The sequence below is a fragment of the Pseudomonas sp. PvP089 genome, assembly GCF_017875165.1.
Taxonomy (GTDB): Bacteria; Pseudomonadota; Gammaproteobacteria; order Pseudomonadales; family Pseudomonadaceae; genus Aquipseudomonas; species Aquipseudomonas fortuita.
The window spans coordinates 1,057,917-1,075,767 of record NZ_JAGGME010000001.1 but is presented as its reverse complement, the minus strand read 5'-3'; the positions used below and the strand labels follow the sequence as shown (position 1 = coordinate 1,075,767).

Annotated in this window: 22 protein-coding genes; 11 read left to right on the top strand and 11 right to left on the bottom strand. The window is 63.1% G+C overall.

Translation table 11 applies throughout. The features are described 5' to 3' along the window. Nucleotides 1–5: 5 nt before the first annotated feature. From J3A71_RS04925 to J3A71_RS04910, 4 genes are all read right to left on the bottom strand, one after another. Nucleotides 6–917 carry an SDR family oxidoreductase gene (locus J3A71_RS04925; protein WP_060517420.1) on the bottom strand — a complete coding sequence of 304 codons (912 nt, stop codon included), beginning with the start codon at nucleotides 915–917 and terminating at the stop codon, nucleotides 6–8. A gap of 114 nt (nucleotides 918–1,031) precedes the next feature. After that, entirely contained in the window at nucleotides 1,032–1,937 is a 906-nt protein-coding gene (locus tag J3A71_RS04920; protein ID WP_016489072.1) for an alpha/beta hydrolase, read from the bottom strand. Nucleotides 1,938–2,113: 176 nt separating this feature from the next. Then, nucleotides 2,114–2,800, bottom strand: a complete 687-nt coding sequence (locus tag J3A71_RS04915) for an LrgB family protein (RefSeq protein ID WP_016489073.1) — start codon at nucleotides 2,798–2,800, stop codon at nucleotides 2,114–2,116. Then, complete coding sequence (locus J3A71_RS04910) at nucleotides 2,790–3,176, bottom strand: CidA/LrgA family protein (RefSeq protein WP_016489074.1); 387 nt, start codon at nucleotides 3,174–3,176, stop codon at nucleotides 2,790–2,792. The genes J3A71_RS04915 and J3A71_RS04910 overlap by 11 nt, the downstream gene beginning before the upstream one ends. 97 nt (nucleotides 3,177–3,273) lie before the next feature. On the opposite strand from J3A71_RS04910, the gene J3A71_RS04905 reads away from it, so the two are divergent. Continuing rightward, complete coding sequence (locus J3A71_RS04905) at nucleotides 3,274–4,167, top strand: LysR family transcriptional regulator (RefSeq protein WP_016489075.1); 894 nt, start codon at nucleotides 3,274–3,276, stop codon at nucleotides 4,165–4,167. Between the two features lie 126 nt (nucleotides 4,168–4,293). Here J3A71_RS04905 and J3A71_RS04900 read toward each other — a convergent pair whose 3' ends face one another. Beyond that, nucleotides 4,294–4,749 (bottom strand): flavodoxin, encoded by a 456-nt coding sequence (locus J3A71_RS04900; RefSeq protein ID WP_016489076.1) that lies wholly within the window; start codon nucleotides 4,747–4,749, stop codon nucleotides 4,294–4,296. A gap of 116 nt (nucleotides 4,750–4,865) precedes the next feature. Here J3A71_RS04900 and J3A71_RS04895 point away from each other — a divergent pair, with 116 nt between their 5' ends. Together J3A71_RS04895 and J3A71_RS04890 are read left to right on the top strand one after the other, a co-directional pair. Then, on the top strand, nucleotides 4,866–5,294 hold the full coding sequence (locus J3A71_RS04895) for a PAS domain S-box protein (RefSeq protein WP_060517415.1): 429 nt from the start codon (nucleotides 4,866–4,868) through the stop codon (nucleotides 5,292–5,294). Between the two features lie 59 nt (nucleotides 5,295–5,353). Next, complete coding sequence (locus J3A71_RS04890; protein ID WP_023047711.1) at nucleotides 5,354–5,971, top strand: PilZ domain-containing protein; 618 nt, start codon at nucleotides 5,354–5,356, stop codon at nucleotides 5,969–5,971. Here the strand turns inward: J3A71_RS04890 and J3A71_RS04885 are convergent. Further along, nucleotides 5,956–6,891, bottom strand: coding sequence for a MerR family transcriptional regulator (locus tag J3A71_RS04885; RefSeq protein WP_096426750.1), 936 nt, complete (start codon nucleotides 6,889–6,891; stop codon nucleotides 5,956–5,958). The genes J3A71_RS04890 and J3A71_RS04885 overlap by 16 nt on opposite strands. A 218-nt stretch (nucleotides 6,892–7,109) precedes the next feature. Between J3A71_RS04885 and J3A71_RS04880 the strand changes: the two genes are divergently transcribed. The 4 genes from J3A71_RS04880 to J3A71_RS04865 are packed head-to-tail and all read left to right on the top strand — an operon-like array spanning nucleotide 7,110 to nucleotide 9,081. After that, nucleotides 7,110–7,670 carry an antibiotic biosynthesis monooxygenase gene (locus J3A71_RS04880; RefSeq protein ID WP_016489080.1) on the top strand — a complete coding sequence of 187 codons (561 nt, stop codon included), beginning with the start codon at nucleotides 7,110–7,112 and terminating at the stop codon, nucleotides 7,668–7,670. A gap of 33 nt (nucleotides 7,671–7,703) precedes the next feature. Continuing rightward, nucleotides 7,704–8,441 (top strand): dihydromonapterin reductase, encoded by a 738-nt coding sequence (gene folM / locus J3A71_RS04875; RefSeq protein ID WP_016489081.1) that lies wholly within the window; start codon nucleotides 7,704–7,706, stop codon nucleotides 8,439–8,441. Nucleotides 8,442–8,450: 9 nt separating this feature from the next. Further along, on the top strand, nucleotides 8,451–8,747 hold the full coding sequence (locus tag J3A71_RS04870) for a DUF1244 domain-containing protein (protein WP_010955294.1): 297 nt from the start codon (nucleotides 8,451–8,453) through the stop codon (nucleotides 8,745–8,747). After that, complete coding sequence (locus tag J3A71_RS04865; protein WP_016489082.1) at nucleotides 8,740–9,081, top strand: HopJ type III effector protein; 342 nt, start codon at nucleotides 8,740–8,742, stop codon at nucleotides 9,079–9,081. The genes J3A71_RS04870 and J3A71_RS04865 overlap by 8 nt, the downstream gene beginning before the upstream one ends. Nucleotides 9,082–9,192: 111 nt before the next feature. Here the strand turns inward: J3A71_RS04865 and J3A71_RS04860 are convergent, their stop codons facing one another. From J3A71_RS04860 to J3A71_RS04850, 3 genes are all read right to left on the bottom strand, one after another. Then, on the bottom strand, nucleotides 9,193–10,095 hold the full coding sequence (locus J3A71_RS04860; RefSeq protein WP_096426751.1) for an alpha/beta fold hydrolase: 903 nt from the start codon (nucleotides 10,093–10,095) through the stop codon (nucleotides 9,193–9,195). A gap of 161 nt (nucleotides 10,096–10,256) precedes the next feature. Continuing rightward, nucleotides 10,257–11,468, bottom strand: a complete 1,212-nt coding sequence (gene fabV / locus J3A71_RS04855; RefSeq protein WP_016489084.1) for an enoyl-ACP reductase FabV — start codon at nucleotides 11,466–11,468, stop codon at nucleotides 10,257–10,259. A gap of 291 nt (nucleotides 11,469–11,759) precedes the next feature. Beyond that, nucleotides 11,760–12,614 (bottom strand): LysR substrate-binding domain-containing protein, encoded by an 855-nt coding sequence (locus tag J3A71_RS04850; RefSeq protein WP_016489085.1) that lies wholly within the window; start codon nucleotides 12,612–12,614, stop codon nucleotides 11,760–11,762. Between the two features lie 135 nt (nucleotides 12,615–12,749). Between J3A71_RS04850 and J3A71_RS04845 the strand changes: the two genes are divergently transcribed. The 4 genes from J3A71_RS04845 to J3A71_RS04830 are packed head-to-tail and all read left to right on the top strand — an operon-like array spanning nucleotide 12,750 to nucleotide 16,884. Beyond that, nucleotides 12,750–13,790: an agmatine deiminase family protein gene (locus J3A71_RS04845; protein WP_095116116.1), complete on the top strand. Its 1,041-nt coding sequence runs from the start codon at nucleotides 12,750–12,752 to the stop codon at nucleotides 13,788–13,790. Further along, nucleotides 13,787–14,683, top strand: coding sequence for an N-carbamoylputrescine amidase (gene aguB, locus J3A71_RS04840; protein WP_023047706.1), 897 nt, complete (start codon nucleotides 13,787–13,789; stop codon nucleotides 14,681–14,683). The genes J3A71_RS04845 and aguB overlap by 4 nt, the downstream gene beginning before the upstream one ends. A 2-nt stretch (nucleotides 14,684–14,685) precedes the next feature. Continuing rightward, nucleotides 14,686–15,771, top strand: coding sequence for an extracellular solute-binding protein (locus J3A71_RS04835; RefSeq protein WP_096426752.1), 1,086 nt, complete (start codon nucleotides 14,686–14,688; stop codon nucleotides 15,769–15,771). 3 nt (nucleotides 15,772–15,774) lie between these two features. Further along, a complete protein-coding gene (locus tag J3A71_RS04830; RefSeq protein WP_016489089.1) occupies nucleotides 15,775–16,884 on the top strand; it encodes an agmatine deiminase family protein in 1,110 nt (369 codons plus the stop codon). Nucleotides 16,885–17,008: 124 nt separating this feature from the next. Here the strand turns inward: J3A71_RS04830 and J3A71_RS04825 are convergent, their stop codons facing one another. Together J3A71_RS04825 and J3A71_RS04820 are read right to left on the bottom strand one after the other, a co-directional pair. Beyond that, complete coding sequence (locus tag J3A71_RS04825) at nucleotides 17,009–17,542, bottom strand: cytochrome b/b6 domain-containing protein (RefSeq protein WP_060517407.1); 534 nt, start codon at nucleotides 17,540–17,542, stop codon at nucleotides 17,009–17,011. Continuing rightward, nucleotides 17,539–17,805 (bottom strand): PepSY domain-containing protein, encoded by a 267-nt coding sequence (locus tag J3A71_RS04820; RefSeq protein ID WP_016489091.1) that lies wholly within the window; start codon nucleotides 17,803–17,805, stop codon nucleotides 17,539–17,541. The genes J3A71_RS04825 and J3A71_RS04820 overlap by 4 nt, the downstream gene beginning before the upstream one ends. Nucleotides 17,806–17,851: the final 46 nt, after the last annotated feature.

Genomic DNA, 17,851 nt, shown 5'->3' with positions numbered 1-17,851 from the left:
GCTCTCTACAGCGGGTACTTCTGCAGGTTCGCCATCATCTGCTGCAGCGCCTGCAAACTGTCCTGCGGATGCACTGCCCGCTCAAAGTCACCGATCCGTGCCCAGTTCTCGGCCACCTGCTCCGGGGTAAAGCCTTCGCGCGGATCGAAGCCCACCCCCAGGCTGCGCTCCCAACGCACCTTGCCCACCCAGCCGCCGCCTACTTCGAACAGCTCACCGGTGCCCTGGCACTGCTCGCTGCCCAGGTACACCACCAGCGGGCTGACCAACTCGGGCTTGAGCCGCTCGAATACCTGGGGCGGGATCAGACCTTCGGTCATGCGCGTGCCACCGGTGGGGGCGATGGCGTTGACCAGGATACCGTGCTTGCGCCCTTCGATCGCCAGGGTGCGGGTCAGCCCGTACAAGCCCAGCTTGGCCATGCCGTAGTTGGCTTGGCCGAAATTGCCGTAAATGCCAGAGGTAGAAGCGGTGAAGATCACCCGCCCCCAGTTCTGCTCACGCAGGTGGGGCCAGGCCGCGCGGGTGACTTTGTAGGCCCCTTCAACGTGCACCTGGTAGACCTGCTCCCAGTCGCTGTCGTCCATCTTGTGGAAGGTCTTGTCACGCAGGATACCTGCATTGTTTACCAGCACGTCGACCCGGCCGAAGCTGTCCAGGGCCTGCTCGACGATACGTGCACCCTGGCTGACCGAATCGTGGTTGGCGATGGCGATGCCACCGGCGGCGCGGATCTCTTCCACCACCCGGTCGGCGGCCGAGGCGCTGGCACCTTCACCGTGGGTAGAGCCGCCGAGGTCGTTCACCACCACCTTGGCGCCACGTGCGGCGAACAGCAGCGCATGGGCACGGCCGAGGCCACCGCCGGCTCCGGTGACAATCACCACGCGATCTTGCAGACGGACAGGCTCGCTCATGCTCATGGCTCCAGGCAGGTTCAGGTAAGCCGAGTGTCCGCCGCAAGCAACGGGCGGACAACAAAGCTCACGCAGGCTGAATGCCTGGCAATAACGCAGGGCGATGCGGCCCGGTCAGGACCACGCCACTTTCTGCGGATAGAAGCTCACAGGCTGCTCACGAAAGGCCAGGTAGTGGCGCAGCACCTGGGCTGGCGCTTCAGTGTGCGGGTAATGGCCAATGCCCGGTAGCTGCACGGTGTCCGGTTCCGGCACCAGTTGCCGGTAGCGCTCAAGCATGTGCGTGCCGGAAAGCGGGTCGACCACGCCATTGATCAGGCGCAGTGGCACGCCTGAGCGCTGCATCGCCCCGACCCAGCGCTCGCGGTGCAATCTGCGCTCGGGCATATAGCCCACCAGCTTGTGCAGGATGCGCGTCCCCCGGTTGGCGGCAATCAGGCTCCAGAAATCATCCAGAGCACTTTCGCTGGGGTGGGTGCAAGGGCCGTAGACCTGCGTCACGTTGCGCACCAGGTCATCACGCCCGAACGAACGCCCGACCAGCCAGCCGAACCGGCTGAGTAGCAGTTTCTGGATAAGCAGCATGCGGCAGCTTTCGGGGAACAGCCCGCTGTTGAGGAAAACGCAGCTGGCAACCTCGGCACGCTGTTCATGGTGCCGTGCCAGCAATTCCTGGGCGACGCTGCCGCCGTAGTCGTGGGCCAGCAGGTGCACCGGCTGGTCGACCTGCAGGTGGCCAAGCAAAGCCTCCTGCAAGTCCGCCTGCTCCATCAGGCTGTAGGCGTGATCGACCGGCTTGGCCGAATCGCCAAAGCCCAGCATGTCGCAAGCGATCACCCTGAAGCGTTGGCTCAAAGGCCCCCACAAATAGTGCCAATCCCAGCTGGCGGTGGGGAAACCGTGTAACAGAAGCAGGGGCTCTCCTTGCCCTGCGGTCCAGTAGCGGATGCTCTGGCCCCGGAAAGTGAAACTCTGTCCCCGGGTACGCCAGACGCACAATGGAATTTCGGCCATAGGCATCAGAACGGTCCCGGTGATTTGGTGTTGGCGGAATAGGGCAAGGCTGCGGTCATTGCATGTCACCTCGGCACATACATGTGCTCTCTATGTCGAGGCAGAGTCTAGCCAGCAGGCCATGGGCTGAAACTTGCGTTGCCAGCCAGCTTGATGACTGAGCGAGTCAGTGGCACGAACGGTCAGAGCAGCATGGCCAGCAGCGGTGCCGCGAACAGGTTCAACAGCCCCGTCAGGACCATGACCAGCCCGGCCACCGAGCCTTCCTCGCGGCCTACCTCCTGGGCCCGGCTGACCCCGGCACCATGCGCGCCAACGCCGAACAGCGCACCCCGTGCCAACGGCGTGCGCAGCGGCAACCAGCGCAGCAGCACGCCACCGAACATGGCGCCGAGCACGCCGGTGAACATCACGAACACCGCCGTCAGCTCTGGCACCCCACCCAGGTCATGGGCCAAGGGCATGGCAAACGGCGTGGTGATCGAACGCGGCACCAGCGACAGGCTGGTTGCGTTGTCCAGCGCCAGCAGGTGCGCAAGGCCCCATGAGCTGGCGATCGAGGCACTGCTGCCCGCCACCATGCCCACCATCAGCGCCGGCCAATGGCGCGCCAGCATGGCCCGCTGCTGCCAGATCGGCACCGCGAAGGCCACGGTCACCGGGCCGAGCACGCTCATCAACCAGTGGGTGTTGCGGGCATATTCGGCATAGGCTGTATGCAGCGGCACTGCCACCGCCAGCAGCAACACTGGCACCAGGATCAACGGCGACAGCAGGTAGCGCTTGCTGCGCCGGTACAGCCAGCGGCTGCCCAGATACGCCAGCAGGGTCAGGGCCAACCAGAACAGCGGCATGGGTTCAAGGCTCATGGCGCAAACTCCAGCGACACACCAGCTCCACGGTCAAAGCAGTCACCACCATCACCATCAGCGTGCTCACGGCGATCACCAGCAAAATGCGCCAGCCCTCTTCACGGATGAGCGAACCGTAATCAAGCAGGCTCATCAGCGCCGGGATGAAAAACAGCAGCATCTCAGCCATCAGCCAGCCAGCGCCCAATTGCAGCATGGCCGGCTTGAGCACACCCGAAGCGAACAGTATCAGCAACAGTGCCAGGCCCATCACGCCACCGGGGATCGGCCAGCCCAGCCAACTGGCGAGCTGGCCGCCGAGCAGGAACAAAGAACAAAGGATCGCCAGCTCGACAAGCAGGCGCAGGGCTTTTTTCATTAACGCGGGTTTCATGGTGCGGATTCCTCGACAAGCCCTCATTTTAAGATTCGGCTGCCTAGGCCAGAAGCGAATTGTTAGACTGGTCGCCATTCCATAATGGAATCCGAGCATGGAATTCAAACAACTGCGCAGCTTTATCGAAGTGGTCCAACGCGGCGGTTTTACCCAGGCGGCGCAAACCCTGCACATCAGCCAGTCGGCGGTGAGCAAGCAGGTAGCACAGCTGGAGCAAGATGTGGGCCAGCCGCTCCTGGAGCGCCAGGCCTCGCAGCTGCACCTGACGGCTGCCGGGCGCATTGTGCTGGAGCGTGGCGAGGCCCTGCTACGCCAACGCCAGGCACTGCTAAATGAACTCGACGACCTAAGCCAGATGGAGCGTGGCGAGCTGCGCCTGGGGTTGCCGATGCTGGGCAGTGACGCCTTGTTCGCCAGTTTGTTCGCCGAGTATCGGCGGCGCCACCCTAACATCGCGATCCAGTTGCTCGAAGGTGGCAGCCGTAACGTGGAGCAGGCGGTGAAGAGTGGCGAACTGGAACTGGGCGGCAGCCTGACGCCTAGCGACGAAACGTTCGACTACCAGCCGTTTTGCAATGAACCGCTGGATGCCCTGCTGCCGGCTGGCCATGCCTTGGCGGGCCTGGACGGGGTCGACCTGGGGCAACTGGCCGATACGCCGTTCCTGCTGTTTCAGCGCAGCTTCGTGCTCAATGACCGGCTGCTGAAGGCGTGCCAGCAGCAAGGGTTTATCCCGAAGGAAGGCGGCCGCAGTGGCCAGGCGGATTTTTTGGCAGCGCTGGTGGCAGCGGGCCAAGGCGTGGTGTTGCTGCCCCGGGTGGTGGCAAAAGCGCTTGAGCGCCCTGGGGTGGTGCGTTTGCCGCTGCGTTCGCCGCAGGATTTGCGGTGGGATATTGCCTTTATCTGGCGGCGCGGGGCGTACCTGTCACGGGCGGCGCAGGCGTGGTTGGCGTTGCTGCGCGAGTGGCCGGTGCCGGGCAGTAGCTAATGATTGAGCCAGTGCCGGCCCTTTCGCGGGTGAACCCGCTCCCACAGGGACACCACAGTTTGGGAAAACTGCGCCCTACATGTGGGGTTTACCCGCGAAGAGGCCAGGACACGCGAACATGCCCCGTCAGGCTTTCAACGCTTGAAGCAGCTCCGCCAACCACGGTTCGGCATCGGCTTCCGGGGTCACCGTCTCGCTGGCATCCAGGCGCAGCATCGGCTGCACTTCGCGCACGCCCAGCTCGGCAAACAGCTCGCGCATTTGTTCGCCACCACCACAGTAGGTATCGCCATAGCTGGCGTCGCCCAGCGCAATCACTGCACCCGGCAGGCCACGCCAGGCCGCAGGCAGGGTGTCACGAATGGCGCTGTACAACGGCATGAGGTTGTCCGGCAGCTCGCCCATGCCGGTGGTCGAGGTCACGGCCAGCAAGGCGTCTGGGGCAAAACCTTCAAGGTCCTGCAAGGTGGCACGCGCCGCATGCCAGGCCTCCAGGCCTGCTGCCTTCAGCAGCGATTCGGCGTGACGGGCGACTTCTTCGGCGGTGCCATAGACCGATCCGGAAATAATGGCGACTTTCATCGGGTAGAGGATTCCGAAACTGAGTGAAAACGTAGGATACTAGCATTCAGCGCTGGCAAAAGGCCGCCTCTACCAAAGTCGCCGCCTTCAGCCTTTCTTTGCTCAATGGCCCAGACATGATCAACGCGCAATTGCTGCAATCGATGGTCGATGCGTCCAATGACGGGATCGTGGTTGCCGAACAGGAAGGCGACGACACCATCCTGATCTACGTGAACGCCGCCTTCGAACGCCTGACCGGCTATAGCCGCGACGAAATCCTCTACCAGGATTGCCGCTTCCTGCAGGCCGACGACCGTGACCAGCTTGGCCGTGCCCGCATCCGCAGGGCCTTGGCCGAAGGCCGCCCCTGTCGCGAAGTGCTGCGCAACTACCGCAAGGATGGCAGCGCATTCTGGAACGAGCTGTCCATTACACCGGTAAGGCTCGAAAGTGAACGGCGATCCTATTTCATCGGGATTCAAAAGGATGTCAGCCGCCAGGTCGCACTGGAGCGCGAACTGGCCGAGCTGCGCGCTAGCCTGCTACCCGACGAACGCACCTGAACCAAGTACGCCACGCACGGTCAATACCGTTGAAGAAATCGCCACCACCGAGTTCGATCATGCAAGCAGACGCGCTCCTGACCCAGGACGAGCTGGATTTCATCCAGAGCATGCAGCATTCTCCACAGTTGAACCTGGCCGACTCGATGTCGAGCCTGCTGGTCAATGGCGACCGTCGCATCCAGAGCTTGCTGACCCGCCTGGTGGCCAACGAACAAGTGACTTTGCAGGCCCAGTTCAACAACCAGCAGATCAGCTTCCCCCTGCAGTTGGTGGAAGACGAGTTCCACGCCTTGCATCTGCAAGTGGGTTCACCGGAAATCTACGAAGACGGCCCCATGCTGCGCGCGTGGCGGCTGCCGATGGATACGCCCAGCCCGTTGCTCGACAGCCATGAGCAGCAAAGCGGCCTGTGGGTCCGCGATATTTCGTTCAAAGGTGTACTGGTTGAGATCCGCGGCTTGCCAACAGCGCCCACCCGTTTCGAGTTGAACTTCGCACCGGGCGACATCAGCCCGATCGAACTGCATGGTGTGCTGGGCCGGCGCATCGGCCCGGACCTGGCAGCCTACGACCTGGGCCAGAGCCCGGCAGAAGAGATCGACCGCCTGCGCGACTACATCCTCCAGGCCCATCGCCGGGCGCACCCCGAACTGCACACTCAAGTATCGAGCTGACCGGCCAGAAACTGCCGCAAGCGCTGGCGCATCACACTACCTTGCGCCCCCAGACAGGCGATCTGGCTGCCTGCCAGGTGGTCCTGTGCCACTTCTGCAGCTTCGCCGGCCAGCAACAACGGGCATTCCAGTACCGCAGCCATGCGCACCAGTCGGCGGGTGAGTTCAGCCGTGGGTGGGTGGTGGGAAAACAGCACCAGAGCATCGGGTTCCAGGCGTTCGCAGACCAGCGCCAGCTCCTGCAGCGGCTGCCCGCTTGCCAAGGGCGTCACGCCAATCTCGTCGCTGCCCAGGCTCAGGCCGGTCACCAGTAATTCCAGTTCGTGGCATTGCCCTGGCAACGCTGCCAGCAGCACTGTGCGGCCACGCGGCACATGGGCGAGCTGCAAACGGGCAAATACCCGGCCACGCAAGAACTGGTCAAGGAACAGCCACTCGCTGGCCTGCCCATAGACGCCCTGCCCGGCCGCCAGGTCGTGCCAAACCGGCATGAACACCTCAGCGAACACTTGGTCCAGGGTGTTGGCAGCAAACACCTCGTCGAACAGCCGGTCCAGGCCGGCCATGTCAAACCGCTGCACGGCCTGACGCGCCTGGTGCTGCCAGCGCAACCAGGCGTCCGTCGCCCCGCTGACCTGCGCGGCAAGGGCATGGCCGCGAGCGAGGATGCTGCCCACTTTGCTCACCGCTACGCCGCGCTCAAGCCAGCCGAGGATACGGCGGATATCATCGATGTCCGCTTGGGAATAAAGACGGTGGCCACTGTCGGTGCGGGTTGGCTGAATCAGCCCGTAGCGGCGCTCCCAGGCACGCAGGGTCACGGCGTTGACACCCGTCAGTCGGGAAACTTCGCGGATCGGAAACAGCTCCTGCTGCTCAAGAGCCACTTCGATCAGCGGATCACGTCCATGTTCGTTCATCTGCACGGCGTACCCTGAGTGCGGAAGTTGAGCGCTCATTCTACTACGCCGACACCGATCGCAGGGTGCAACCGTTTGCCGGCTGACATTTGCCGAAGATCACACAGGCGCGATAATCCGCGCCCGATTCTTGCATGCACACCTGCGTTGCCCACCACCCCGGGCCACGTAGCCAAAGGGGCCAGCTACCCGCCAGCCCCGTTGCCAGGAGATACACGATGTCTACCCCACCCGTCACCTTGATGGTGTCGCGCCGCGCCGCCCATGGCCGCTACCAGGACCTGCTGGCCTGGCTGCATGAAGGCGAGCAGCTGGCCACCGACTTCCCCGGCTACCTCGGTTCCGGCATCCTCGCCCCGCCCGCCGATGGCGACGAATTCCAGATCATCTTCCGCTTCAGCGACGAACCCACCCTGCATGCCTGGGAGCATTCCGCCTCGCGCCGGGCCTGGTTGCAGCGCGGCAACGGGCTGTTCGAGCGCCCCAAAGAGGCGCGCGTCAGTGGTATCGACGACTGGTTTGGCACCAATACGGTGCAAAAACCACCGCGCTGGAAGCAGGCCGTGGCCATCTGGCTGGCATTTTTCCCAGTCTCGCTGGCGTTCAATCTGCTGTTCGGCCCCTGGCTGGCGACGCTGGACATGCTGCCCCGGGTAATGCTCAGTACCTTGGCCCTGACGCCGCTGATGGTGTACCTGTTCATCCCCCTGTCCACCCGCCTGCTGGCCAGTTGGCTGCATGCCTCCCCGGCCACCACTGGCGCCTTGCGCAGCCGCTGAACCCAGGCCATACAACAAGGAAACAGTTCGGGTATGCTGGGCGGCAACCAAAGGACAGACAAGTTGACCGCCCCGAACATGAACAGCCCCATTCTCGTTACCGGAGCCAGCCAGCGCGTCGGGCTGGCCCTGGCCCTTGAACTGGCACAGGCCGGCCATACGGTGGTCAGTGCCAGCCGCAGCGTCCATCCACAGACGGCCCACCCGAACATCGTGCACTTTCAGGCCGACCTGTGCCTGGCAGCCGATCGCCAGGCCCTGATCGATCACCTGCATACCCATTACGACGGCCTGCGCGCCATCATCCACAACGCCTCGCTGTGGCTCGATGACGGGCTCGACAACCTCGAGACCATGTTCCGCCTGCACGTCGAAGCGCCCTACCACCTCAATCTGGCCCTGGGCGACCTGCTGGCCAAGGTGGACAAAGCCGACATCATCCATATCTGCGACGAAACCTCTTCGCGCGGCAGCAAAAGCCACATCGGCTACGCTGCCACCAAGGCTGCGCTGCAGAACATGGTGCTGTCGTTCGCTGAAAAATATGCGCCCAAGGTGCATGTGAACGGTATCCTGCCCGGGCTGCTGATCCTCAAGGAAGGGGGCGACGAAGCCTACCGCCAGCAAACCTTGAAAAAGGCCCTGCTGGAGTTCGAACCCGGCGCCGGCCCACTGATCGAGACAGTCAAGTACCTGCTCGCCAGCCAGTACAGCACTGGCAGCCAGGTGGTCATCAACGGTGGCCGCCACTTGAAGAACCGCATGATCTGAGAGAAGCCCATGACCCCACAGCAACAGCTCGAACTCGAAGCCGCCGCGTTCCGGCGCCTGGTCGAACACCTGCAAAAGCGCACCGATGTACAGAACATCGACCTGATGAACCTGTCCGGTTTCTGCCGCAACTGCCTGTCCAAGTGGTACAAGGCCGCAGCTGACGAGCGCCAGCTCGACCTGAGCCTGGATGACGCCCGTGAAGCGGTGTACGGCATGCCCTACGCCGAGTGGAAAGCCCAATACCAGAAAGAAGCCAGCGCCGAACAACAAGCGGCGTTCGAAAAAGGAAAACCTCGTGACTGATCTGAACACCCTGCGCGCCAGCCTGGCCAGCGGCCACCATGTATTTGCCGATACCTTGGCGTTCATTGCCGACAATTACAGCTATCAGCCGCAGGCCTTCAACAACGGCGGCGTGGAGAACGCAGCCGGGCAAAACGAAGGCTCGTGCAAGACACTGGGCCTGGCGTTGCTGGAAGGGCTGAGCGACCAGGAAGCGCTGCTGGCCTTTGGCGAGCACTACCGTGATGTGCTGGCCACGCCTGAGGGCAGCGACCATGGCAATATCCGTGCGCTGATCGAGCATGGTTTGGCCGGTGTGAAATTTGCCGGGCAGCCGCTGTCGCGCAAGCCGTGAGACAAGCGGGGCTCTGTGGGAGCGGGCTTGTCCCGCGAACACCGGCAAAGCCGGTGCCAGGCACCGCGTGGCTCCATTCGCGGGACAAGCCCGCTCCTACAGAATGCACCCTCAATCCATGAGGGTGCCAGGCCCACCTTCATCCAGCGCTCCCTGCATCAACCAATGCAAGGCCACCGGCCACAGGCTCTCGCGAAACCGGTCATGGAAAAACGCGAAATGGCCAATTTCCTCGACTGAGATATCCACAGGCGCAATACGCAGGTGACGGGCACCCTGTAGATAACTCAGCAAGCGCTCGGTCGCCGCCACAGTGCCAAACGGGTCATCGGTCAAGCTGATGGCCAGCGTCGCTGCCTGGACGTGTGCAAACGGTACCCTCTCCAGCCGGCGCCCACTTGGCCGGTGCTCATAGCGTGGCGTACGGGTGGTCCAGTCATCCACCACCCCTGCCGGGGTGTCTTCCATCCAGCCCAGGCGCTTGCCAGGGAAGTAGCCCAAAGCGCGGGTTAGCAAAGGCATCACCACATGCCATTTGCCGAACAGCCGCCAGCGTTGATCAGCCGCGTAATCGCGCCAGTAGGCAAACTGTGCGCCTACCATCACTACCCTGCGTATCTGGCCGGCCGACGGTGCCAGGCCGACTGCACAACCGCCAAAACTGTGCCCCACCACGTCTATTGGCTGGCCGGGGAAACGCTCGACCGCATGCGCCAACATCGCTTCGAAGTCCAGACGGCCCCAGTCGCTCCACGATGCCTGGAAGCCACGCAACGAAGCCGGACGAGATTCACCGATGCCACGGTAGTCGTAGGTCAGCACATCGCAGCCCTGGGCAAACAGGTAGTCGGCAAAGCGGGAGTAATAGCGGCAGCGTACCGAAGTGGCCGCGTTGATGATCACCAGCGGGCGCTGGGGGTCAGGCTGGGCGTGACGCCAGCAGAAGCCGCCGAGGCTGTAGCCATCGGCTGTGGCCTGGCGAAAAGGGGTGGCGGGTTGGGTGAGGCTACTCATGGCGCATTCCCTGTTGTTGTGCGCCAAAACTAGCAAAAAATCTTGAACCTGTGCTGGCCTTATCGCCGGCAAGCCGGCTCCCACAGAATTCCACAGGCCATGAGGCTTGTGGTCTAGCTGCGGGAGCTGGCTTGCCGGCGATAGGGCCAGCCCGGTTCGGCTTACAGCTCGATGCAGTCGAACTTCACATCGGTGGCCACGTCGTCGTCATAGTTGACGTCAGCACGCTCGAAGCCGAACAGGTTGAGGAACTGCTTCTTGTAACCGGCATAGTCGGTCAGGTCGAACAGGTTCTCGGTGGTGACCTTTGGCCACAGGGCCTTGCACTCGTCCTGTACGTCGTCGCGCAGCTCCCAGTCGTCCAGGCGCAGACGGCCCTTCTCGTCGACTTCGGCCGGCGCACCATCGGCGCGATACAGACGGTCGCGGTACATACGGTCCAGTTGGTCCTGGGTGCCTTCGTGAACGCCTTTCTCCTGCATGATCTTGAAGACCATCGACAGGTATAGCGGCATCACCGGAATGGCAGAGCTGGCCTGGGTGACCACCGATTTCAGCACGGCCACGTTAGCGCCGCCTTTCACTTCGCTGGCCAATTTCTCGTTCAGGCGCAAGGCAGTTTCGTCCAGGTCCTGCTTGGCCTGGCCCAGCGCACCGTGCCAGTAAATTGGCCAGGTAATGTCGCTGCCGATGTAGCTGAAGGCCACGGTGCGAGCGCCTTCGGCCAATACGTCGGCGCCTGCCAGGGCGTCGATCCACAGCTGCCAGTCCTGGCCGCCCATGACGGTGACGGTGTCGGCAATTTCCTGCTCGGTGGCCGGCTCGATGCTGGCCTCGATGATGGTGTCCTTGTTGGTGTCGATGGCGGTCGACTTGTAAGGCTCGCCGATCGGCTTCAGTGCCGAGCGAATGACTTCACCGGTCTGCGGCAGTTTGCGCACAGGCGAGGCCAGCGAGTAGATGACCAGGTCGACCTTGCCACCCATCTCGTTCTTGATCAGCTCGATGACCTTGGCACGGGCCTCGTCGGAGAAGGCGTCACCGTTGATCGACTTGCTGTACAGGCCCTCGGCCTTGGCAAACTTGTCGAAGGCAGCGGAGTTGTACCAGCCAGCAGTGCCGGCCTTGGTTTCGGTGCCTGGTTTTTCGAAGAACACGCCCAAGGTGTCGGCCTTGAAACCGAACGCTGCGGTGATACGTGCGGCCAGGCCGTAGCCACTGGAAGCACCGATGACCAGGACCTTTTTCGGGCCATCCTCGCGCACGCCCAGCTTGCGGGTGGCTTCGATCTGGTCACGGACGTTGAGCTCGCAGCCCTTCGGGTGAGTCGTGGTGCAGATAAAACCGCGAACCTTAGGATGAATGATGGCCAATGTCTGTACCTCGTCAGGTTTATGCCGGGGAAGCGCCGCGTGGGGCGATTCCGATTGATCAGAGGGTGAGACTACCCCCGCAGGTTATCCGACACATATTACGGGGTGATCAAAAGGATGCAAAACCTGGGTTTACCTGTACCGGCCCTATCGTCGGCATAGCGCCCGATGAAGGTGTCCAAAATCATTAGGCCAGTTCAAGCCAGCTCTCACAAGGACTGCGCAAACCTTCCGCCCTGTGGGGTACCTGTGGGGGCTGGCTTGGCGGCGATAGGGCCAGTAATGCCAACATCACTCTGAGGCCAAAGCACCTTTCAACCACTCCAGAAACTGCCGGGCCAGCGGATCTTCCTGACTGTCCCGATGCACCAGGCAAGCCCACGCCGGCCCCCGTACCCGCTGCGCCGACAACGCCTGCAGACGCCCCTCCTCCATCGCCCGCTGTGCCAGCAACTGGCTGACCAGGGCCACCCCCAGCCCCTCGCTCGCCGCATCCAGCAACAGCCCGGGATCGGAAAAATTCAGCCCCTTGCCCTGCTGCCCCACATCCTCGCCACCCTCCAGCTGCCAATGGCTCCAGTCCATCTCCCGCTCGCCATGCAAGGTAGTGCGCACAACCGAAGCGGCCATTGAAGGATGGCAGGCCGGGTACAGTTGATCCTGATGCAGCACGCTGAAGCTGCACTCGGCCTGGGCACTGAGGTCATCGCGGATGGCCAGGTCGATGGTCTCGGTGGCCATGTCCGGCACCTCGAAGCTGGTGAACAACCACAAGTCGACCTGCGGGCAACGCCGGTGAAAGTCAGCCAGCCGCGGCAACAGCCAATGCCTGGCAAATGCCGGGCTGGTGTTGACCACCAACTGGTCAGGCTTGCGGTACTGGTCAAGCCGACGAATGCCCACGGCCAGGTGCTGCAACAGCGATTGGGTGGTGCTGAGCAGGTCATGCCCGGCATCGGTCAGGCTCACGCTACGCCCGCTGCGGTGGAACAGCGGCTGCTCCAGGTAGGTTTCCAGGCTGCGGATCTGCTGGCTGATGGCCGACTGCGTGAGGTTCAGCGCCTCGGCAGCCTTATGGAAACTGCCCAGCCGCGCCGCAGCCTCGAAACCGCGCAGGGCATTAAGAGGTGGCCAGTGTTTAAGCATGATTGATAAGCCCTGCTAATCAGATGTGCGCTAAATCTATCGTTTGTCGCCCGCCAGGCCTAGCCATAGCATGAATACCAAAACCCGCGACGGCGGGCTTCGTTGATAAAAATCCTTCATAGATCGGAGTTCACTATGCACCTGTTCCTCGACAGTGGCTGGCGCATGCCCGCCGAATGGGCACGGCACGCGGCAACCTGGATGATCTGGCCACACAATCAGGACTTGTGGGAAAGCGCCTGGAACGTGCGCCTGGCCGATGTACAGCAGGACTACGCTCGGGTCGCAGCGGCCATCGCTCGTTTCGAGCCGGTGAAGATGGTGGTCGACCCGTCTGCCGTGGCCAGCGCCCGCGCGCTCTGCGGTGCCAACATCGAGCTGATCGAACTGGCAGTGGACGACAGCTGGTGCCGTGACAGCGGCCCGAGTTTCGTCTGCCACCCGCAGCATGGCCTGGCCGGCCTGAGCTGGCGCTTCAATGCCTGGGGCGACAAGTCGCAGCATGGTCTGGACCGCAGCCTGGGCCGGCGCATCCTCGACCAGCTAGGCCTCGACGGTTTCAGCACCTCGCTATGCAACGAAGGTGGCGCGGTGCATGTCGATGGTGAAGGCACGCTGATCACCACAGAATCGGTGCTGCTTAACCCCAACCGCAACCCTGGTGTGAGCAAGGCCGAGTTCGAAGCCTGCTTTGCCCGCCATCTGGGCATCAGCAAGACCGTCTGGCTGCCGGGTGACCCGCAATACGTCACCGGCGACATGACCGACGGCCACATCGACGGCGTGTGTGCCTTCGCCCGGCCAGGCGTATTGCTGGTCGACGCCACGCATGATCAAGGCTCGTTGTACGCCGAAGTTGTGCGGGAAAACCGCCGTGCCCTGGAACTGGCCACGGACGCCCGGGGCCGACACTTCGAACTGCTGGACCTGTACGAAGCCACCGCCGCGGTCGACCATAACGCCGAAGTGTTCTGTGCGTCCTACACCAACTTCTACATCGCCAACGGCGCAATCATCATGCCGGCCTATGGCATCGCCGCCGACAAGGAGGCCGCTGCACAGCTGGCCCACGCTTTCCCGGGCCGGCAGATCGTACCCGTGCGTATCGACCACATAGCCCACGGCGGTGGCGGCATCCACTGCATTACCCAGCAGCAGCCGGAGGTACAGCCATGAGCCTGCTACGGGTGGCCACCACTCAGATGCCGTGCAGCTGGAACCTGCCCGATAACCTCGACCGCGCCGAACAGCTTGTGCGCCAAGCCGCTGCCAAAGGCGCCCAGGTGATCCTGCTGCAGGAGCTGTTCGCTACCCCGTACTTCTGCATCGAACAGGACCACCAGCACCAGGCCCTCGCCCAGCCCTACCCCGGCAGCCCGATGCTGCAGCGCTTCGCTGCGCTGGCCGGCGAGCTGGGCGTGGTGCTGCCGCTGAGCTGGTACGAGCGCGCCGGCAATGCCTTCTTCAACTCGCTGACCGTGGCCGATGCCGACGGCCGCCTGCTCGGGGTGTACCGCAAAACCCACATCCCCAACGCTATCGGCTACCAGGAGAAGGAGTACTTCAGCCCTGGCGACACCGGCTTCAAGGTCTGGGATACCGCCTTTGGCCGCCTGGGCATTGGTATCTGCTGGGATCAGTGGTTCCCCGAAACCGCTCGCTGCCTGGCACTGATGGGCGCCGAAGTGCTGTTGTTCCCCACCGCCATCGGCTCCGAGCCCGGCTGCGCCGAACTGGACTCACGCGACCATTGGCAGGTGGCCATGCGCGGCCACGCCGCCGCCAACCTGTTGCCGGTGGTGGCGGCCAATCGCGTAGGCGATGAAGTCGCCGCCAGCGACGCTTCGTTGAGCATGCGCTTCTATGGTTCGTCGTTCATCTGCGACCACAAGGGCGCCATGCTCGCCGAGGCCGACCGTGACAACGGCGGCATCTGGCTGCACGACCTGGACCTGGCACGCATGCGCGATGACCGCCTGAGCTGGGGCATCTACCGCGACCGTCGCCCGGAAATGTACGCCCCACTGCTGACTCTGGACGGCAAGCATCCACATACCCTGAGGGCCTGAGCATGAAACACCACGTTCTAGCCGCATGGGCGCTGGCCATTTGCGCCAGCCAGGCCCAGGCCGAACAGGCCGTTTTGCGCCTGTACAACTGGGCCGACTATTTTGCCGAGGACACCCTGAAGCAGTTCACGGCCGAAACCGGCATCCAGGTCATCTACGACGTCATGGACGGCAGTGAAGTACTCGAAGCCAAGCTGATGTCCGGGCGCAGTGGCTACGACCTGGTGTTCCCCGGTGACACCGTTGCCGAACGGCTGATGCGCGCCGGCAGCCTGCAGCCACTGGACCACAGCCGCCTTGAGGCACTGGACGACATCGAGCCTGGCCTGCGCCAGCTGCATGCCCGGTACCCCAGGGCCAGCCAGGCGACCGTCCCCTACACCTGGGGCACCATCGGCCTGACGGTGAATGCCGAGAAAGTCCGCCAGCGCATGCCCGATGCGCCGCTGGACAACCTCGACCTGCTGTTCAAGCCGGAGCTGGCGGCCAAGTTCGCCGACTGCGGTATCTCGGTCATCGACTCGCCCGACGAAGTGTTGGCTGTGGTCCTCAACTACCTGGGGCGCGAGCCACGCAGCGCCAAGCGTGAAGACTTGGCCGCCGCCAGCGAGCTGCTCAAGGCCATACGCCCGTATGTGCGCAAGTTCCAGTCGCAGCCGGTGACCGAACTGGTCAACGAAAACCTGTGCGTGTCCCTGGGCTATAGCGGCGACGTGATCCAGGCCCAGCGCACGGCCGAGGCCGCAGGCAAGCACCTGGACTTCCAGTACCGCGTGCCCCGCCAAGGCACCACGGTGTGGATGGACACCATGGCCATCCCGGCCGACGCCAGGCACCCGGAATACGCCTATCGTTTCATCAACTTCGTCATGCGCCCGGCGAACATGGCTGCCATCAGCAACTTCACCGGTTACCCCACAGCCAGCGCCAAGGCGCGCCAGGCGGTGGACCCACGCATGCGCGACAACCCCGATATCTACCTCGACGAAGCAACCTATGCCCGACTAATACCGGGCCGCGATATTCCACAGGCTGACATGCAGGCACGCATGCGCGTGTGGACACGCTTCAAGACTGCACAGGACTGAGCCATGCCAAGCCGTAGAACCTTCCTGCAACTGTCACTGGCGGCCGGCCTCGGCACCGGCCTTGGCTTGCCCCTGGGCCTGACTCGCGCCGACGAGCCCGGGCGCTGGCTCATGCCTGACGAGGGCGAACCGCAGCAGCGCGCCTTCATCGCCTTCGGCGCCCAGGATGTCATCTGGGAAGACTTCACCGCCGATGTGCAAGCTGCCCTGGGCCGCATAGCCCAAGCCATCGCGCGTTATCAGCCGGTCACCGTGTTCTGCCGGGCAAGCGAACGAAAGCTGGCCGAGCAGCACTGCGCCAGCCCGCGCACAAGCTTTGTCGAGTGCGAACTGGACGACATCTGGATGCGCGACATCGGCGCCAACTTCGTCCTCAATGACGACGGCGCGCTGGGCGCGGTGGATTTCAACTTCAACGGCTGGGGCAACAAGCAGCGCCACCGCAACGATGCACAGCTGGCCAAGCGGATCGCCACACTCGCCGGCGCGCGCTATCAGCGCAGCGAGTTGGTCGGTGAAGGAGGTGCCATCGAAGTGGATGGCCATGGCACCGGCATCATGACCGAAAGCAGCTGGGTCAATGCCAACCGCAACAAGGGCTGGAGCAAGGCCGAGGTCGAGGCCGAGCTCAAGGAGCGCTTGGGGTTGAGCAAGGTTATCTGGCTGCCGGGCATCGCCGGTGAGGACATCACTGACGGGCATGTGGATTTCTATGCCCGCTTCGTGCGGCCGGGGGTGGTGATTGCCAACCTGGACAACGACGCGGAATCGTATGACCACGGCGTGACGCGCAAGCATCTTGAGATTCTCAAGCGCGCCACCGATGCAGAAGGCCGGACGTTGCAGATTCATGTCGTGTCACCGCCACAGCGCGGGCGGCGTAACAGGTTCAGCAAGGGCAATGAAGACTTTGCGGCCGGATACGTCAATTACTTCGTGATCAATGGCGCGATCATCGCGCCGCAGTTTGGTGATGCGCAGGCGGATGAAGAGGCTCGGGCGTTGCTGGCGGCGTTGTACCCGGGGCGCGATATCGTGCAGCTGGATATTGATGCCATTGCCGCCGGGGGTGGCGGGATTCACTGTGTGACCCATCAGTGTCCGGCTGTTTGAGTTGTGTTGCCTGACCTGGCCTCTTCGCGGCTAAAGCCGCTCCCACAAGGGCCCCGCCGCTATCAAGGGCTGTGTAATACCTGTGGGAGCGGCTTTAGCCGCGAAGAGGCCGGCACAGTTAAATTCAATCCCGGCGCCGTCGACGCCCGGTGATCATAGACAACGGCAGGTTCTCGCGCAGGCGCACACTCTCGTAGATGGCCGCCAGCACATGCACACACACCAACGCCAACACCGCATCGGCCAACCAGCTGTGCAGGTCGGTCGGCCAATCGGCGCCCCACAGCGCGTCCACCTCCTGGGACGCCCAGCCGGTCAGGACCAGCCCTGCGATACCGGTGAGCATCAACAGCATCACCAGGGCGCCAATTGGCGAATGCCCCAGGCGATGACAAGGCTCGCCGCGCATCAGCGCACGGGCATGCACTGCCAGGCGCGCCGGGGTTGGCCAGAAATCGTCCCAGCGCGCACTGGGTGGCCCGACAAAGCCCCAGACCACGCGCACCACGACACAGGCCAGTGCGTAGTAACCCAGCCACTGGTGCCAGTCGTCACCTTCTTCGTTGAAAAAATAGTCGGCGAAGAACACACCGGCGATGGAGAGATGGCACAGCCGCAGGAGCGGGTCCCACAGCTGCACCGTGCCGTCGCTGTTCAATCGTGGTACTCGGACTTGACCGCCTTGCCGCTCACCGGGTCATGGTAGATCTCGACCTTGCGGCCATCCTTGTCGAGACCATAGATCTCGTAGCAGTTGCCCTTGGTAACCTTGAACTTGTTGATCTTGTAACCCTGCTCCTTGAGCTGGGCCTGGAACTTTTCCTGGTCTTGCCAGGTGCTTTTGTCTGCGGTGGTGCATTGGGTGGCGGCGAATGCTGTGCTGCTGCCGATCAGTAGCATCAAGGCGATGAGGGTGCGCATGGGTATGGGCTCCATTCAGTTGAGTGAAAACAGCACGGAATTCAGC

Excerpts from the sequence above, each read along its gene's own strand:
- J3A71_RS04925 (WP_060517420.1), bottom strand. The coding sequence starts at position 917 with ATGAGCGAGCCTGTCCGTCTGCAAGATCGCGTGGTGATTGTCACCGGA.
- J3A71_RS04920 (WP_016489072.1), bottom strand. The coding sequence starts at position 1,937 with ATGCCTATGGCCGAAATTCCATTGTGCGTCTGGCGTACCCGGGGACAG.
- J3A71_RS04915 (WP_016489073.1), bottom strand. The coding sequence starts at position 2,800 with ATGAGCCTTGAACCCATGCCGCTGTTCTGGTTGGCCCTGACCCTGCTG.
- J3A71_RS04910 (WP_016489074.1), bottom strand. The coding sequence starts at position 3,176 with ATGAAACCCGCGTTAATGAAAAAAGCCCTGCGCCTGCTTGTCGAGCTG.
- J3A71_RS04905 (WP_016489075.1), top strand. The coding sequence starts at position 3,274 with ATGGAATTCAAACAACTGCGCAGCTTTATCGAAGTGGTCCAACGCGGC.
- J3A71_RS04900 (WP_016489076.1), bottom strand. The coding sequence starts at position 4,749 with ATGAAAGTCGCCATTATTTCCGGATCGGTCTATGGCACCGCCGAAGAA.
- J3A71_RS04895 (WP_060517415.1), top strand. The coding sequence starts at position 4,866 with ATGATCAACGCGCAATTGCTGCAATCGATGGTCGATGCGTCCAATGAC.
- J3A71_RS04890 (WP_023047711.1), top strand. The coding sequence starts at position 5,354 with ATGCAAGCAGACGCGCTCCTGACCCAGGACGAGCTGGATTTCATCCAG.
- J3A71_RS04885 (WP_096426750.1), bottom strand. The coding sequence starts at position 6,891 with ATGAACGAACATGGACGTGATCCGCTGATCGAAGTGGCTCTTGAGCAG.
- J3A71_RS04880 (WP_016489080.1), top strand. The coding sequence starts at position 7,110 with ATGTCTACCCCACCCGTCACCTTGATGGTGTCGCGCCGCGCCGCCCAT.
- folM (WP_016489081.1), top strand. The coding sequence starts at position 7,704 with ATGCTGGGCGGCAACCAAAGGACAGACAAGTTGACCGCCCCGAACATG.
- J3A71_RS04870 (WP_010955294.1), top strand. The coding sequence starts at position 8,451 with ATGACCCCACAGCAACAGCTCGAACTCGAAGCCGCCGCGTTCCGGCGC.
- J3A71_RS04860 (WP_096426751.1), bottom strand. The coding sequence starts at position 10,095 with ATGAGTAGCCTCACCCAACCCGCCACCCCTTTTCGCCAGGCCACAGCC.
- J3A71_RS04850 (WP_016489085.1), bottom strand. The coding sequence starts at position 12,614 with ATGCTTAAACACTGGCCACCTCTTAATGCCCTGCGCGGTTTCGAGGCT.
- J3A71_RS04845 (WP_095116116.1), top strand. The coding sequence starts at position 12,750 with ATGCACCTGTTCCTCGACAGTGGCTGGCGCATGCCCGCCGAATGGGCA.
- aguB (WP_023047706.1), top strand. The coding sequence starts at position 13,787 with ATGAGCCTGCTACGGGTGGCCACCACTCAGATGCCGTGCAGCTGGAAC.
- J3A71_RS04835 (WP_096426752.1), top strand. The coding sequence starts at position 14,686 with ATGAAACACCACGTTCTAGCCGCATGGGCGCTGGCCATTTGCGCCAGC.
- J3A71_RS04830 (WP_016489089.1), top strand. The coding sequence starts at position 15,775 with ATGCCAAGCCGTAGAACCTTCCTGCAACTGTCACTGGCGGCCGGCCTC.
- J3A71_RS04820 (WP_016489091.1), bottom strand. The coding sequence starts at position 17,805 with ATGCGCACCCTCATCGCCTTGATGCTACTGATCGGCAGCAGCACAGCA.